Origin of the sequence: Chryseobacterium sp. GP-SGM7 (assembly GCF_049166575.1) — a bacterium.
In the GTDB taxonomy this organism is placed as follows: domain Bacteria; phylum Bacteroidota; class Bacteroidia; order Flavobacteriales; family Weeksellaceae; genus Chryseobacterium.
The window spans coordinates 409443-424275 of record NZ_JBMHFF010000001.1 but is presented as its reverse complement, the minus strand read 5'-3'; the positions used below and the strand labels follow the sequence as shown (position 1 = coordinate 424275).

The following is a 14833-nucleotide window of genomic DNA, read 5'->3' as shown; positions in this document are numbered from 1 at the left end:
CTTTTGCCTCATGTTAGAAATTCTTTATCAGGACAAACATTTGATTGCCATCAACAAACCCAGCGGATTGTTGGTACACAAATCTTTTTATTCAGGAGAAGCTGATACTTATGCTATTCAGGAATTGAGGAAGCAGATCGGGCAGAAAGTTTATCCGGTACATCGATTAGACCGTAAAACTTCTGGCGTTTTGCTCTTTACTTTAGATAAAGATACGCTGAGAATAATGAGTACTCAGTTTGAAGAAAAAAAGGTCGATAAGAAATACATTGCCATTCTCCGGGGTTGGGCGAAAGAAGACGAAACTATCGATTACGATTTGGTTAATGAAAATGAAGTCAAACAGAATGCGGTGACATATTATCGTCGTTTGCAGACCTCCGAAATAGATTTACCATTTTTAAAACACAAAACTTCCAGGTATTGTTTAGTTGAAGCCATTCCTGAAACAGGTCGATTTCATCAGTTGAGAAAGCATTTCAAACATATTCTACATCCGATTTTAGGCTGCCGGAAACACGGTTGCAACAAACAAAACAAACTATGGCTTGAAACTTTTGGTATGACAAAAATGACGCTTCACGCTCACCAATTGACATTTAATCATCCCATTTCCAACGAGATAATTATGGTCAATGCTACTATAGACGATGAATTTAAAAGAGTTGGGGATATTTTGAAATTTGATTTGAGTGCTTATTCTTAATTTTTCACATTTCATTACCATACACTTTGTCATCCTGAAAGGATCTAAGCATAGTATTAGAAATCAGACAAAATATTCGAACTTAGATTCCTACGGAAGGATGACTCATAATGCTAAAATATAGACAGTATTTATAATACATTTTTCTATTAAATATCATACATCAACCAATCGTTAATTTTAAAATGAGTATTTTTGTAAAACTTTTTTCCAATGTACAAATCGCTCATTCGCCCGATTCTTTTCAAATTTGATCCTGAAGAAGTACATCACTTTACTTTTTCAATGCTCAAAAATTTCGGATTTCTAACCAAATTATTCTTTCCAAAACCTATTGTTGACAAACGTCTTGAAAGAGAAGTTTTTGGTTTAAAGTTTAAAAATCCCGTTGGTTTAGCAGCTGGTTTTGACAAAAATGCGGTTTTATTCAACGAATTAGGCGATTTAGGTTTCGGATTTGTAGAGATCGGAACGGTGACACCAAAAGCTCAGGCCGGAAATGCTAAGAAAAGACTGTTTCGTCTCATCGAAGATGGCGGAATTATCAACAGAATGGGTTTTAATAACGACGGTCTGGAAGCGGCGATTAAAAAATTAAAAGGCAACAAAGGAAAAATTATCGTCGGTGGAAACATCGGAAAAAACACCAATACAACACCTGAAAATTATACTCAGGATTATTTAGCCTGTTTTGAAGGACTTCATCCTTACGTAGATTATTTTGTTTTAAATGTAAGCTGCCCGAATGTGGGAAGTCACGCAAAACTGGAAGATGTAGAATATCTGAGAGAATTGATTACAGCTGTAAAAGAAATTAATCAGACTAAAGTAAATCCCAAACCAATTTTACTTAAAATCGCCCCCGATTTGAATAATCAACAGCTTGATGAGATTATTGAGCTTATTTCAGATACAAAAATCGACGGTATTGTCGTTTCAAACACATCTGTCAACAGAGAAGGTTTGAAAACGTCTCCAGAAGTTTTAAAACAAATAGGAAACGGTGGTTTAAGCGGAAAACCAATTCGTGAACGAAGTACAAAAATGATTAAATATCTTTCTGATAAAAGCAATCGTGCGTTCCCGATCATCGGCGTTGGAGGAATTCATTCTGCAAAAGATGCGATTGAAAAACTGGATGCAGGAGCAACTTTGGTTCAGCTTTACACAGGATTTATTTATGAAGGGCCGCAATTAATCAACGATATTAATCAGGAAATTTTGACGAGAGCGGGTAGAATTGCGAGATAAGTTTTAAAATTTGAAAGCAGGACCGATGAGGTTTTGCCTATTTTGTCTCGTTGATTTAGTGGATAAAGCAGAATTTAAATTTTTTAATCTGCTAAATTTGCTCAATCTGCTTGAGTTTCAGAGAAAAAAATGTGAAATCGTATAAATAATCAAACCCACCAATCCACCAACCAAAGTTCCGTTGACGCGGATAAATTGTAAATCTTTTCCAACTTCCAGCTCCATTTTTTGGCTTAACTCTTTGCCTTGCCAGTTTCCGACAGTTGAGCTGATTAAAGTGGAAGCCTGATGTGTATTTCGTAAAATATATTTGTAAGCAGTCACTCTTACCCAGTTATCAATTTTATTCTGAAGTTTTTCATCGCTTTTTAAATTTTGAGAAAATTCGTTGAGGTTTTTCGAAAGGTAATTTTTTAAAGTTGAATCTTCATAATGAAGTTCTTCAGTCAACGTTTTCTTAATAGAAATCCAAATGTCAGTTGAATATTCTGTTAATTTATCGTTATTTAATAGGTTATTTTTAATGGTTTTAAATTCATCATTCCATTTCGGGTCTTCTTTCAAATCATTTGAAAACTCATAGATTTTTCGGGTAATTAAATCCCGAATTTCATGGGTTGGATTTTCTTCCACTTCTTTAAAAAAATCGGCTAATCCGCTTGAAATTTTATCAGCAATTTTTTGATCAACAAATGACGGAATAAAAGTATAACTGCCTTTTTTTACTCTTTCCTGAATCATTTCATCATTTTCTACAATATAATCTTTGATCTGTTTTGAAAGATTGGTAATAATTTTTTGATGATCATTTTTATCTAAAAGATAATTAATTCCGTTCCCGAGAATGGTATTCAGCTTAATATTATCAGTCATTTCAGAAACCTTTTTGCTGATGAAGTAGCTTACTTCAGAATCATCCAGCTTATTTAAAATATCTAAAATGATATCTGATAAGTTTTTAATTAAAACCTCTTTGTTTTTCTCCTTTCCAAGCCATTCTCCCGCAAACCCGGAAATTTTAAGCTTCTGGATGTAAGGACGGATATTTTCGGGCGAAAGAAAATTAGAAACCACAAAATTCCCAAGATTATCACCCAGTTTTTGCTTACTGTTTTCAATCAGATTGGTATGTGGAATAGGCAAACCTAGTGGATGGCGAAAAAGCGCAGTCACTGCAAACCAATCTGCCAAAGCTCCGACCATCGCAGCTTCTGAAAATGCACGAACATAGCCTATCCAGTGCGATTCGTGAGTTTTTTGAAGAATAGTAGTTATGATAAAAATTATAGCCATTAAAACAAAAAGCCCTGTGGCGAATGCTTTATATTTTCTAAGCTGTTTTTTTTTGTCTTCGTCATTCATATTCTCAAATTTAGTAAATTTGGTTGTGATTTTTTACCACAAAAGCTACAAAAGATTTACTTAAAAATTTAAGTTTTATATTTTAAACTTTAATAAAAGAAAAAATCTTTTGTCTTTATGGTTAAATAATTGCTAATCTATTTCAAACAAAATCTTATGCACAACGAAGCAAAAAATAATCCATATTATTCCAGAACTGAAACTGTGAAACTAAATGTTTCAAATGATGAATGGTTTAAAATTCTTTCACCCGACTTATATGCGATTGCGAGGGAAGCTGCAACTGAAAGGCCTTTTACCGGAAAATATAATGAATATGATGAACTGGGAGAGTACTATTGTGCGGTTTGTGGAAATCATCTTTTCCGTTCTAACCAAAAATTTACCAGCAGCTGTGGTTGGCCAAGTTTTTTTGAAGCCGATAAAAACGGAGTGAAATATAACCGTGATTCTTCTCACGGAATGGAAAGAATTGAGGTAGTCTGTAAACGCTGTGATTCTCACTTGGGTCACGTTTTCAACGACGGACCTGCTCCAACAGGGACTAGATATTGCATGAACTCTATTAGTTTGGAATTTGTTCCAGATTCTGAAAAGGAGTCTTGAATGTATAAAAGAAATATGAATATCTGTATTCATTTATAACTAAAATCAGCCTTCGCTTTGTTTATGCTAATTTATTTTCGATGTGTTGAGATATTTACAGAGAGAGATAAAAATTTTAAAAACTAATTTATTGCATCTACAAAGAATGTGGAAACTATCTCTTATAAATAGAAATTGTCTATAGCTATATAATAACTAATTCGATGAAACCGAGTTAAAGTTTCTTAAATTGAGTTAAATTTTTTAGATTTAACTTATTGATAATTATGATTTTATAAATTTGTATCCGCAATATTAATTTAACATAATATTTATGAAGGGATTTTATAGCCTTTTGGGCATTGTTTACATGGTAACCACTTCTTTTTATTTTTCGGGTGAAAATTCCAATTTGAAAAAAGAAGTTTACTTAGATAATACAAAAACCGTTGCTACAAATACATTCAAAAAAGATACCAAAGAAATGAGTTCTTCAGAAGAACTTTACAATTCCATACTTTTCGAAAATGATCACAAACTAAATTTTGATGTTTTTTCTAAAGCAATTTTAGGTTTTAATAATCTTAAAAAAGCTGGAAAATTAGATGAAAGCGCACATTTATTAACGGTTTGTGATTTCTCAATATCATCCAATACAAAAAGACTTTGGGTAATCGACATGAATGAGAAAAAAGTATTGTTCAATTCTTTAGTTGCTCACGGAAAAAATACAGGTGAAGAGTTTGCTACTAACTTTTCTAATATTGAAAGCTCACTGCAAAGCAGCATGGGTTTTTATATAACAGAATCTACTTATAATGGTGATAACGGATACTCTTTAAAACTTTTGGGAATGGATAAAGGCTTTAACGATGCAGCTTACAAAAGAGCAGTAGTGATGCATGGCGCAGATTATGTAAGTGAAGAGTTTGCTGCAGCTCACAAAAGAATCGGAAGAAGTTGGGGTTGCCCGGCAATTCCGAGAGCTTTAACAGAACCGATTATCAATACCATAAAAGGAAAAAATTGTCTTTTCATTTACTACCCCGATCAGAATTATCTTTCATCGTCGGAATGGTTAAGAGAAGCATAAAACAAAAGCAGTCAAAATTTATATGACTGCTTTTTTATTTTAAACTAAATCTGCGTGAGATTAAAATTTAAGAAAACTTCTTAAATACCAAAGTAGCATTATGCCCTCCAAATCCAAAAGCATTACTTAAAGCAAAATTGATATTTTTCTCTTTTGCTTCTCCAAAAATAATATTCACATCTTTCGGAATATTTTCGTCAATATTGTGAAGATTGATCGTAGGGGGAATGATTCCTTTTTCAATGGCTTTAATAGAAAGTATGGCTTCTGCTGCTCCCGCTGCTCCTAATAAATGACCTGTCATTGATTTTGTAGCACTTAGATCAAGGTTTTTACTTCCTTTAAATAATTTGCTGATGCCTTTCAGTTCGACCAAATCTCCAAGTGGAGTAGATGTTGCATGTGGATTAATATAATCGATGTCTTCTACGTTTGCTCCTGCTTCATGTAATGCCAATTGCATTGCTTTAATCGCTCCAACTCCGTCTGGATGCGGTGCAGTCATATGATATGCATCCGCTGTCATTGCTGCCCCGGCTAATTCTGCGTAAATTTTCGCACCTCGAGCTTTTGCGTGCTCGTATTCTTCCAAAACCAAAGCTCCGGCTCCTTCACCCATCACAAAACCGTCTCGGTCTGCATCATAAGGTCTGCTTGCCGTTGCAAAATCATCGTTTCTTGTAGACATTGCTTTCATTACAGAAAATCCTCCAACGGAAGCCGGTGTAATTGCAGCTTCTGATCCGCCACTAACAATTACTTTTGCTTTTCCCAGACGAATGTAGTTGAAAGCGTCCATCAATGCTGTATTTCCTGTTGCACAAGCTGAAACCGTTGTGTAATTAATTCCCTGAAGTCCAAACTTCATAGAAATCATTCCTGAAGCCATGTTTGCGATAAATTTTGGAACGAAAAACGGATTAAATCTTGGGTTTTCGTCGTTTGCTGCAAAATTCATCACTTCACTTTCGAAAGTCCACATTCCGCCTTGTCCGGTTCCCCAGATTACCCCTGTATCAAAAGGATCCATTTTATCAAGCTCCAATCCTGAATCCTGTAAAGCTTCTGCGGATGAATACATTGCATATTGAGAAAACAAATCGCTTCTCTTTATTTCATTGTGACTTAAATAAACTTTAGGGTCAAAGTTCTTAACCTCACAAGCGAAATTCAGTTTAAATTTTTCGGTATTAAAATGAGTGATTTTGTTGGCTCCGCTTACTCCGTTGATGCTGTTTTGCCAGAATTCTTCGACATTGTTTCCCAAAGGCGTTACTGCGCCCAATCCTGTAATGACAACTCTTTTCATATATTGATGTTGAATGTATTGATCACTGAATAACAAAAATTCTTATAAATTTTTTGAAAGAAATGATTTATACTAGTTATTAATTTTAAATAAATTGGAAGTTCCTCTTGCAATAAGTCTTGTTTTATCTGCGTTCCAGATTTCGCACTGTGCGTTTACAAATTGCTTTCCTCTTTTGATAATTTTCGTTTCCGCTACAATATTATCATTTTCTTTTGCAGTTGAAAAATAATCGATGCTATTATTTACGGTTACTATGAAGGTTTTTTCGTTTAAAGAAAACATTGTAGCACCAATAACATCATCAATAATTGCTGCCGTAACTCCGCCATGAAGATTTCCCATCGGATTCAGCCACTCTTCTCTTACGGTATATTGAAATTCAATCTGGCCTTCTTCTGCCGAAATTACAACCGGATTTAGCCATTTCATAAAAGGAGAAGGCGATTCGGTAAATTCTTTTCCGATAAAAGTTTTGAGCATTTGTAATTTATCCATAGTGATTATGAGATATTTGTTTGATTTCTTTATTAATAAGTTCGGTAATTCGGTCTAAAGCAAGGTTTAAATATTTTTCATCACCCATTGTTTTAGACAATAAAATTCCACCCTCAATAAGAATAATAAAAAGTGAAGCATATTCTTCGGAGTTTATTTCTTTTTTAAACTCGTTATTTTTTTGTCCGGATTTAATGATTTCTGAGATTGTTTTCGTCCAGTCTTCGAAAGATAATTTTACCTGTTTTTTTAATTCCGGGAAAGTGTCATCAGATTCTGTTGCAGCATTCATCATTGGGCAACCTCCACTTTCGGAAACAAATTGCCAGTTTTTTCTGTAGAAAGAAATAAAAGCATACAGCTTATCCGACATGGTAGGAAATTCTTCACTGAATGATTTAGACAAATTCTTTTTTAGAATTCCTGAATTATATTTGTAAACTTCAATAGCAACCTGATCTTTATTTTCAAAATTTCCGTAGATGCTTCCTTTCGTTAAACCGGTTGCTTCAGTAATGTCAGATAAAGACGTAGAAATATAGCCTTTGGTATTAAACAAAGTTGCTGTTTTTTCGATAATAAATTGTCTTGTCTTTTCCGCTTTTGACATTTCATCAAATTCTGAAACAAAGATATATAAAATATACCAATCGGTATATTTTTATTTGTCATTAAATTGAAATGCGAAATCAATTAAGTTTTAAAATTGCAACTTTGAATTAAAACCAATCGTATTCTTATACAAGAAAAACGGGCTAAAGCCCGTTCCTATTGATTAAAATTGGTTCATTAAATTTATTAACGATAAAAGAACTTAATATTCTTAACTTCTTAAATTAAATCTTAATGGTTTAAATTATCTAATTAGCCAAAGTAGCAGTCAAAGTGATTTCAAAATTGAAAGCCGCACTTACAGGGCAACCTTCTTCTGCGATTTTAGCATATTTTTGAAAATCCTCTTCCGAAATTCCCGGAACTTTTGCCGTTAAAGTCAACTCAGATTTTGTAATTTTTCCTACACTTGGGTCTAAAGTGATGACCGATTTTGTAGTTAATTCATCCGGTGTAAAACCAGCCTGAGTTAGTTCTGCGCTCAGTTTCATGGTAAAACATCCTGCGTGAGCTGCTGCCAATAATTCTTCAGGATTGGTTCCTACGCCTTCTTCAAAACGGCTGCTGAAAGAATACTGAGTCTGATTTAAAGTTGTACTTTGAGTGGTGATGTGGCCTTTACCTTCTTTTACGGTACCGTTCCAAACGGCTGTTGCGTTACGTTTCATATTAAAATTGTTGATGTTTAAATTTAAACTTAAAGATACAAAAAAGAGCTGATTTCATGATCATTAAATTATTGAAAATCATGCCTTTTTTAATTTGAAAATTTGATGATGAAGTAATTTGAAATTAATCAAATTACTTCTTTAGCTTTTATCTTAGCCTAAGTTTCAGCCTCAATCTTAAAAAGTTACATCCAGACCAACATAAAAATTAGCTTTCATAATCGGGGCATACACCATTCCGCCATCAAAATAATTTCCAAAAGGATTTCTAAAATCCACAATTGCATTTTTCTGATAATAAGAAGTAAGGTTTTCTCCGCCTAAATAACCTCTAAGTTTTTTGTTGAAATTTCTTGAAATCTGTGCATTTAAGACCGCATAAGACTCAGAATACATCGGTAACTGAAATTCTGCAGGATTTGTGAAGGTGTTGGGAAGTCTTTGTTTGCCAACTACGTTCATCGTCGTATCAAAACTCCAGAATCCACCGACATTATTTTTGTTGGTGGAGTAGGCTAAATTTACAAAACCTCTGTGTTTCGCCATAAATGGAACTTCCCTTCTTCCATCCAGATAATCAGCCTGAACATCGTAATATTTATAAGCCAATCTCACATCAAAATTTTTGAAAGGTGTAAAATCAAACTGGGTCTGAAAAGAGTTGGCGAAAGACTTTCCGTCTAAATTATAGAAAGTTAACTGTTGAGGTGAACGATCTAAATCTACCAAAACCTGATCCTGGAAATCTGTTCTGAAAAAATCTGCCATAATTGTAGATTTTCTTCCGAAAAGTTTAAATTCCTGCTGTAAACTTGCTCCGTAATTCCAGGCAATTTCCGGTTTCAAACCATAAATGTCTCCACCATTCTGCAGAATCTGGATATTTCTGTTCGAGGCAAAATATTGCTGATTTTCCGCAAAAACATTCGCTGTTCTGAAACCTCTTCCCGCAGAAAGTCTCAAAATTGTTTGCGGTGTAAAATCATATTTAAAATTCAGTCTGGGTGTAAACTGCGTTCCTGCCAAATTATGAAAATCTGCTCTTGCTCCGGCAACCAAAGTATATTTTAAGCCTGTTAAAGTATATTCGGCAAAAATTCCGGGAACGATTTCGTTACGCTTAAAATGATTGGTTAAATAAGTTTCATCATAACCATCATACATAAAACTCGCTCCGGCTTTGTATTTGTGATTGGTATTTCCTAAAATACTTTCGAAAACCAAATTTGAATAATACGTTTGTTGTTTTCCTGAATAGTTTCTTAAACCAAAAAAGCTGTCCTGCTGATGAAAGGTGTATTGATTCATCCAGCCTAAACTTTGATAAGGTTTACCTTTGAAAACATAACCTGTTTTATTCCAAACCTGAAATCTTGAAATGTCAATCCCGACTCCGTAAAGCGGTTGTTTATCCTGAGAAATTTTCTTGTCGAACCCGATTTGTCCGGCAGTTCTTTCGTCTTTAATGAAATTAATTCCGAAATGCGAACCAAAACCTGACTTTTCTAAATCATTGTAATTCAATAAATAAGCTGTATTGAGCTGAGTTCCTTTCGGGCGATCAAGAAATCCGTCATCATTCATGTCGGTGTTACCAAAAGTTCCGTTTCCGTGAAGAAGAAACGTTTGAGACCATTTGTCGTCAATTTTTGAAACACTTGTAATATTGGCTTCGGCTCTTCCGTTGAAATCTGCGAAAAGATTTAATGAAGTTTCAGGCTTTTCTGCATTTTTCAGAAATTCTGTATTGATTTGTCCGGTAATACTTTCATAACCGTTGGTCACCGTACTTCCGCCTTTGGTCAACTGAATACTTTCAATCCATCTTCCGGGAATAAAATTTAAACCATATGCAGAAGCCAAACCTCTGATTTCGGGTAATAATTCTCTTGTTAAACTTGTGTATTTTTGGTCTAAACCAAGCATTTTAAGCTGTTTGGTTCCTGTAACGGCGTTGCTGAAAGAAACATCAACTGTTGCGTTGGTTTCGAAACTTTCAGATAAATTGCAGCAGGCAGCTTTCAGCAATTCTTTTTTATCAATATTAAAAACCAATCCGGCTTCTTTTTTACTGATCGAAGTGGAGGCTTTTGAACCTAAAATATTGATTTGCTCAATATTTTTTTCTAAATTTCCGTGTTTTGAGTGATCTTCCGGATCTTTGTCATCATCTTTTTCTCCTTCTTCAAAATGAACTTTCGTATTTTTTTCGCCCAACGAAATTTCTCTGTCATAGAGGCAGCAGTCGGGAAGGTTTTTATAAACAGAATCGGGAGCTCTGAATTTTTCATTGTCGTGACCAACATCCGCAATTTTCTTTAAAATCTTATCTGCTGAAGTTTTTGCAGGATCAAATTTTAAAATTACGGTTTGTTTTTCTGTATCCCATTCTGCGAAATCTGCTCCGGAATCTGTTGCCGCCTTTTCAATACGTGCTTTGCAAGAACCGCAGTTTCCTTTTACATAAAATTCATTCTCGTTTTTTGAATGATTCTCATGTTTTTCAGTTGCTGTTGTGGGTTGCAGGTCTCTTGCATAATGACAACATGCGGGAAGTTTTTCATAAGTTTCGGCAGATGCTTTGAATTTTTCGTTATCATGACCGGCTTCTGCGACTTTTTTCAGGATGTTTTCTGGAGAAATATTTTCTTCGGTTTCTAAAGTCAGCGTTTGAGAATCGATGGAATATCTTGCAGATTTTGCACCTGCTTTTATGGCGGTGGTTTCGATTCTTTCTTTGCACATCTCACAGTTTCCTTTTACCTGAAACTGGTTTTTAGAAATATTTTGAGCGGATGCGAATGTTGATAATAAGAATAATGCTCCAAGAATTAACTTGGTAATATATAATTTCATTTGTTTAAAATTTAGATTAATTTAATTAATATAACAGTTTAACAATGTAATAGTGTAACAATCTATTGATAGATTGGTAAACCGGGACATCGTTCCATTTTTTAATTAACCTAATTTTGGCGGTTGCCAGATTTCTTTTAAACCGTTTGAAATATAAGGGTTAGAATATTGTACCTGAATTTTTGAGAAAGTTTTAAAAGTAGAAAACTCCCAAAAGGTATTTTTGTCGAAATTGTTTTCAATAAAACTAAAACATACTGCACAAGTAGAGCAGCAGTTATCGGTACAGGATTTATGGTCTTGTTTGCTGTTTTCAGAACCGTGATGATTGTTTTGATTTTTGTCGCAGCAATATTTTGTTTTAGATTCTGTTTTACAACAGTTTTCCTGTGAAGCCTGAGCGTAAAAATTATCTTTAGGAATCAGAAAAATTCCCAGGCAAAAGATAATTAATAAAAGCTGTATTGGTTTCACAGGTGCAAAGTTAAAGAAAATATTTAGTTTAGTATTTTTAAATATGATAAAAAAATAATTGTTAACCAAGGTATGGCTAATGTTGAAATTGTAAAAAATGCATCACCAAAATGTAATCGTCTATATTCTCCTTGCTCCCAACTTGACTGTCTATAACCGGTCATCAATGGCTCATTGCCAAAAATAATTAAAAAAAGTGTTCTTAACAATCCAAAATTAGCTAAAAATAAAATTGGTAAAAATAGCCAATAATCTTTTTCTGTTGATTTTGATTCAATTCTATCAATATGCAAAATTGCATACAAGGCTAATAAAGAGGCTATCAAAAAACTTACAAGATAAACTTTTAGTGTTCTAAGACTTTTATAAAATAGCCAAAGAATAACATGAATTGCTGATCCTAGAAAGAACATAATACATTTAACATCTACAACGGCGCACCAACCTGTTTAGCGCAGTCATGCCATGGTTCTCCGTGAGCAGGATTAAGTTTTGGTTTCGGTCCTGTATTGGCAACTGCAGGCTGAGAAACGGGAACTGGCTGTGAAGTCTGTACAGCAGTTGATTGAATAGCTTGAGCAGGTTTGCTGCTTAAAGGTTGTCCGACAGGAATATCACATCTATGGCCAGGTTCTCCATGAGGAGGATTCATTCCGGGAGCTGTTTTTATTGGAATTGCATTCCCTTTCTTCATTGAGCTCGGATCGATTTGAACCGTATTATTTCCGTTAACCTGAATATTCTGAGTTGCTGACTGTACTGAAGGAGCAGAACCATTTAAAGGTTGCCCTACAGGAATTTCGCATTTATGACCGGGTTGTCCATGTGGAGGATTCATTCCGGGCGCGGTAACCATTGTAGAGCCTGTCTGAGTATTGGATTTTATGCCTGCCTGATCCATGAGTGTCGTTTGCGACTGACTATATGCCACATTTGGTTGCTGGGTTGAAGTTTCGTCTTTTATATAGGTTGGTTTTTCGTCTTTTTTATTACATGAAACAGCAATGAAAGAAGTCGCCAAAAATCCAAAAAGTAAATTTTTCATATCAAATCTCTTCATAAAAAACAAAATTAGCAAAACATTTTGGATTGTTTTGCTAATTTAAATTTATTTTAACGTTCGTTTAATTCTTTACCAAAAGTCTGAAACCTTCTCCGTGTACGTTGATAATTTCCAGACCTTCGTCGTCTTTCAGAAGTTTACGAAGTTTCGCAATGTAAACATCCATACTTCTTGCGGTAAAATAATTTTCTTTTTTCCAGATTTTTCTTAATGCTAAATCTCTTGGCATAAAGTCATTTCTGTGAAGACAAAGCAATTTTAAAAGTTCGTTTTCTTTTGGTGAAAGCTTGTATTCGTTATCGCCAACTCTTAATTGTCTCAACATAGAATCGAAGAAAATATTGCTGATTTTAAACTGTTCCTGCTCTTCATTTTCTAAAGTAGAGCTTCTCTGAAGAATTGCTTTAATTTTGTATAAAAGCAATTCAGTATCAAATGGTTTTGTAATGTAATCATCTGCACCTAATTGATACCCTTTCAAAATATCTTCTCTCATGTTTCTTGCGGTTAAGAAAATGATTGGTGTATTTTTATCAATCTTTTTTACATCTTCAGCTAATGAAAAACCGTCTTTTTTAGGCATCATAACGTCGAAAATGCAGATATCGAATTCATTTTCTGTAAATTCTTTCAAACCCTGTTCGCCGTCTACGGCAAGGGTAACTTCGAAATTATTTATGGTAAGATAATCTTTTAGTACTGCGCCAAAACTCTGGTCGTCTTCTACTAATAATATTCTGTTGCTCATAGGTCTTTTATATTTTATTATTTGTTTACAATGTTGATTAAGTCATCGGAAGTTTGATGATAAATTTACTTCCATTATTTTTTTCTGAATCTACGATGATTTGTCCTTTATGAAGTTCTACGATTTTTTTAACGTAAGAAAGTCCTAAACCTTGTCCTTTTACATTATGAATATTTCCGGTTTCCTCCCGGAAGAATTTCTCAAAAATCTTGGTTTTATTATGAGTTTCCATTCCCATTCCTTTATCTGAAATTTCCAGCACATACCAATTGCCTTCGTTATGGGTTTTTATGCTTATTTCAGGGGCTTCAGGAGAATATTTATTGGCGTTATCCAAAAGGTTTACCAACATATTTGAAATATGGAATTCATCAATTTTAAAATTATATTTAGTGGCATTGAATTCCTGAATTAATGTTCCGTTTCGCTGCTGAACAATCAAGTTGAATGACTCGGTTGTTTTCTTTATTAATTCTCTTACATTGGTCTCTTTTAAAAATAATTCTACCTCATTACGCTCTAATTTAGACATATTCAGAACATTTTCCACCTGCTTTTTCATTCTCAGATTTTCCTGTTTGATGAGGTTTGAGTAATATTTAACTTTATCAGGATTGGTAGCAATTTTATCATTTGCCAAAGAATCTGTCGCTACCGAAATTGTTGCTAAAGGCGTTTTAAATTCATGCGACATATTGTTGATGAAATCTGTTTTTACTTCAGCAAGCTTTTTCTGCCTCATCATATAATTAATAGAAATAATATAGATCCCCAATATCGTCAGTAAGGAGAGGAAAGTTCCCAAAAGCATTGGCCAGTTGTTCATCGCCAGAGAATATTCTTTTTTAGGAAAAACCAATGCCAAAGTATATAAAGTTCTGTCTTTCGTATCTGTAAATAATGGATAAGAATAAGAATTAGTATCTTTTTTCTCTTTAAAAATTTTATTGACAATATTAGTCAGTTTATTGTTTTTATCTGAAATACCATAGCCAAAATCAGAAGTAATGCCTTTCATTCTCAGCTCTTTGGTAATAACAGAATCTAATATTGCAGGATCAACTCTTTTATTAATGGGCAAATTATTACCATATACTTCAACAAATTCTTTGAGGTTGTAATCTCCATTTCTAATATCCTGATTCAATTCCGAAGTAAGTATTTCTCTTTTAGTCGTATCTTTTTTTACTTTATAGGCGGCGTCATCAGTATACATTGTGGTAAGTCTCAGAGAATCACCTTGCCGGGAAATTGGCAGCTTAACAGTTTCTGTGAGATTTCGGTAGTATACAATCGATTTCTGCGTTCCAGAATCTTGAGTCTGCTGAATTGTTGTAAGAGATGGTTTGTCTTTATTTGCCTTTATATCATCTCGAAAATTTGGGTAGTTTTCATTGAAAAGTTTCTGAACCTCAAGTTCCGCTATATTTTTAGAAGTATTTTCTAAAGCGGAATAGACTTTGTTGGAGAATTCCTGTTCCAAAGCTACATAATAACCTTTAAGCCAATAAAACTGCAGCGTGACAAATACGATAAGGGAAATTGTCATGAAAACCGAGATTATCGGGATGAATTTGTTATTCATTGCATATGGTAATTAAAATTGTG

The 14833-nt window shown here is 34.0% G+C and carries 15 protein-coding genes; 4 read left to right on the top strand and 11 right to left on the bottom strand.

Features of this window, described 5'->3' with window-relative positions:
- Nucleotides 1-10: 10 nt before the first annotated feature.
- Together ACOOWA_RS02010 and ACOOWA_RS02005 are read left to right on the top strand one after the other, a co-directional pair.
- On the top strand, nt 11-706 hold the full coding sequence (locus ACOOWA_RS02010; RefSeq protein WP_421374630.1) for a pseudouridine synthase: 696 nt from the start codon (nt 11-13) through the stop codon (nt 704-706).
- A gap of 213 nt (nt 707-919) precedes the next feature.
- Nucleotides 920-1957 carry a quinone-dependent dihydroorotate dehydrogenase gene (locus tag ACOOWA_RS02005; protein WP_421372886.1) on the top strand — a complete coding sequence of 346 codons (1038 nt, stop codon included), beginning with the start codon at nt 920-922 and terminating at the stop codon, nt 1955-1957.
- Between the two features lie 117 nt (nt 1958-2074).
- On the opposite strand, the gene ACOOWA_RS02000 is transcribed toward ACOOWA_RS02005, so the two are convergent.
- Nucleotides 2075-3319 (bottom strand): DUF445 domain-containing protein, encoded by a 1245-nt coding sequence (locus ACOOWA_RS02000; RefSeq protein WP_421372885.1) that lies wholly within the window; start codon nt 3317-3319, stop codon nt 2075-2077.
- A gap of 156 nt (nt 3320-3475) precedes the next feature.
- On the opposite strand from ACOOWA_RS02000, the gene msrB reads away from it, so the two are divergent.
- Nucleotides 3476-3925 carry a peptide-methionine (R)-S-oxide reductase MsrB gene (gene msrB, locus ACOOWA_RS01995; protein ID WP_421372884.1) on the top strand — a complete coding sequence of 150 codons (450 nt, stop codon included), beginning with the start codon at nt 3476-3478 and terminating at the stop codon, nt 3923-3925.
- A gap of 313 nt (nt 3926-4238) precedes the next feature.
- Nucleotides 4239-4997, top strand: a complete 759-nt coding sequence (locus ACOOWA_RS01990; RefSeq protein ID WP_421372882.1) for a murein L,D-transpeptidase catalytic domain family protein — start codon at nt 4239-4241, stop codon at nt 4995-4997.
- 67 nt (nt 4998-5064) lie between these two features.
- On the opposite strand, the gene fabF is transcribed toward ACOOWA_RS01990, so the two are convergent.
- From fabF to ACOOWA_RS01940, 10 genes are all read right to left on the bottom strand, one after another.
- Nucleotides 5065-6306: a beta-ketoacyl-ACP synthase II gene (gene fabF / locus ACOOWA_RS01985; RefSeq protein ID WP_421372881.1), complete on the bottom strand. Its 1242-nt coding sequence runs from the start codon at nt 6304-6306 to the stop codon at nt 5065-5067.
- A 72-nt stretch (nt 6307-6378) separates the two neighbouring features.
- Nucleotides 6379-6804: a PaaI family thioesterase gene (locus ACOOWA_RS01980; protein WP_421372880.1), complete on the bottom strand. Its 426-nt coding sequence runs from the start codon at nt 6802-6804 to the stop codon at nt 6379-6381.
- Nucleotides 6797-7414 (bottom strand): TetR/AcrR family transcriptional regulator, encoded by a 618-nt coding sequence (locus ACOOWA_RS01975; RefSeq protein WP_421372878.1) that lies wholly within the window; start codon nt 7412-7414, stop codon nt 6797-6799. Before ACOOWA_RS01975 ends, ACOOWA_RS01980 begins: the two co-directional genes overlap by 8 nt.
- A gap of 250 nt (nt 7415-7664) precedes the next feature.
- Entirely contained in the window at nt 7665-8084 is a 420-nt protein-coding gene (locus ACOOWA_RS01970; protein ID WP_421372877.1) for an OsmC family protein, read from the bottom strand.
- A 177-nt stretch (nt 8085-8261) separates the two neighbouring features.
- The gene (locus ACOOWA_RS01965; protein ID WP_421372875.1) at nt 8262-10940 is read right to left on the bottom strand and encodes a TonB-dependent receptor domain-containing protein; all 2679 of its coding nucleotides are present in this window, start codon (nt 10938-10940) and stop codon (nt 8262-8264) included.
- A gap of 105 nt (nt 10941-11045) precedes the next feature.
- Entirely contained in the window at nt 11046-11414 is a 369-nt protein-coding gene (locus tag ACOOWA_RS01960) for a hypothetical protein (RefSeq protein WP_421372874.1), read from the bottom strand.
- Nucleotides 11415-11437: 23 nt separating this feature from the next.
- Nucleotides 11438-11827 carry a hypothetical protein gene (locus ACOOWA_RS01955; RefSeq protein WP_421372873.1) on the bottom strand — a complete coding sequence of 130 codons (390 nt, stop codon included), beginning with the start codon at nt 11825-11827 and terminating at the stop codon, nt 11438-11440.
- Nucleotides 11828-11841: 14 nt separating this feature from the next.
- A complete protein-coding gene (locus tag ACOOWA_RS01950) occupies nt 11842-12474 on the bottom strand; it encodes a hypothetical protein (RefSeq protein WP_421372872.1) in 633 nt (210 codons plus the stop codon).
- A 64-nt stretch (nt 12475-12538) separates the two neighbouring features.
- Nucleotides 12539-13225 (bottom strand): response regulator transcription factor, encoded by a 687-nt coding sequence (locus ACOOWA_RS01945; RefSeq protein WP_034677847.1) that lies wholly within the window; start codon nt 13223-13225, stop codon nt 12539-12541.
- Between the two features lie 37 nt (nt 13226-13262).
- A complete protein-coding gene (locus ACOOWA_RS01940; RefSeq protein WP_421372871.1) occupies nt 13263-14810 on the bottom strand; it encodes a sensor histidine kinase in 1548 nt (515 codons plus the stop codon).
- Nucleotides 14811-14833: the final 23 nt, after the last annotated feature.